The 1,859-nt window shown below is 25.1% G+C and carries 1 protein-coding gene; it reads left to right on the top strand.

Annotation, left to right across the window (positions count from 1 at the left end):
- The first annotated feature begins 168 nt into the window (after window positions 1-168).
- Window positions 169-666, top strand: coding sequence for a hypothetical protein (locus tag ACU5AP_RS16220; protein WP_231359342.1), 498 nt, complete (start codon window positions 169-171; stop codon window positions 664-666).
- Window positions 667-1,859 lie beyond the last annotated feature (1,193 nt).

The following is a 1,859-nucleotide window of genomic DNA, read 5'->3' as shown; positions in this document are numbered from 1 at the left end:
TATTAAAAATGATTATTTTTAAAATAAAAATAAGAGATTAAAGTAAAAAGTGAGGAAAAGAATAGCCTCTTTTATCCTTAGTTGAAAACTATAGTTTTTTTATCGGTACAAACTCGACTTTGTGCGCATGCAATGCTATTTTATACGCATAAAGAAAAGGAGAGTGTTGTGGGTTTGAATGAAAGAGAACAAAGACAAAAGTTAAAACAAAATATGGTATTAATAAATCTAAACAAGAAGAATATGGTAATCTTGAATAAGCAAAAAAGGATGATCAGAATGAAAAAAGCAATATTTAGTATTATTATTTCTCTTATTTTAGTTCTAACTGCTACTGGATGTAGTAATAGTTCTAAAGAAAAACCAATTAAAAAAAGTGCATTAGAAATTAATCCTACAAGTAAAGCTGTTAATATTACAGTAAATAAAAAAGAAAATAACAAACCTGAAAAAATTGGGAAAGTGTATCGATATAAAAATAACAATGCAAAAGAAATTACTAATGACGGTATTAAAAAAGATACTAAAGATACATTGATTTGGAAAGGTGTAGCAAACAAATACGATAATGTAAAAGATTTATTAGGAGAAAGTATTCTTTATGAAGTTAAATATAAAAATGGGGATATAAAAAAATTCGAGAGAAAAATTAAATATACTGAATAAAATTGAAAGTAGTGATGATAATGGAAAATATTTTAAGAATAATAGCTGAAATATTATCTAATATCTATGAATTCATAAATTATGGTCTAAAATTCAACCGTTCAAAAAAGCTTGAAAATAAATGTGAGGGGAAGGATTAATCCTTCCTCTCACATTTATTTAATTATAACTATATTTAAAATTCTTAGCTATAGTATGGTTCGGACCTGTTGTTGCAGTATACATACCATAAGAAATTGTTACACCTGTACCTTTTTTAGCTGCTGTGTAAAAATAGCTACCTTTTAATTCATTTTTCAATCCAAAATCAAAGGCTTTATAAATAGCCGAGGATGCTTTAACATAACCATTTTTACTAAGTCTACTAGCAGCAGATACTAATTTGTTTCCTGAATGAACTCCTTTAGAAAAATGGTGTTTATAATGACCAACATATACATATTTTTGACCTTTGTAAGTTATAGTTGTTTTATATTTTGTTTTAGCACTCGCAGTATTACCTTAATTAATTGAAGAAAAAGATAATCCGGTTAAAACTAATAAACTTGCAATAAAAACTGAAAGTAACTTTATCATATAAATTAAGTTATAACTACTTTAATTAAAAAAATTAACACTATATATTTTTTAAAAATTCAGTTAATAAAGATTCATCTTTATTAACTGAATTTTAGTAGCCTATTTTTATTAAACATTAAGTATAGAAAATGGTATTTACCAGTTCTATTTTTCAATTTCTATCTCTTTTACAATCTTTAATATCGGCATGATTAGTAATGATAAAATAAAAGCTGATTCTAAAATCAGAAAAATATTTATTTCTTTAAAAAATATTAAATCTATCACATATCCAAAAATACAAAATATGATAAAGAGGCAAATAAAATGAACAATTGATTTCAATGCTAATACTCCTTTTTGCTTTCTAAGCTATTTTAAACTTTATACAAGCTTTTCATTTAATATCATATAGGTATTTTAGTATTATTTCATATTAAAGACGCGCATTTGCTTTTAAAATGGCATATATAAGCCTCCAAATTACAAGATAGAAAACGAATCATAAAAAAGCAAGCGACTACTGGACTGACCCCAATTAGTGGGAATTATATAAAAACACTTTCGTTGAATTCATAATAAAATGAATCATGCGGAGGTGTTTTTTCTATGAAAAGAGTTTCTTATTCAGTAGA

The sequence above is a fragment of the Brevundimonas sp. RM1 genome, assembly GCF_052907225.1.
Note: the sequence above shows the minus strand (reverse complement) of the source record. Positions and strands in the feature narration are given on the sequence as shown.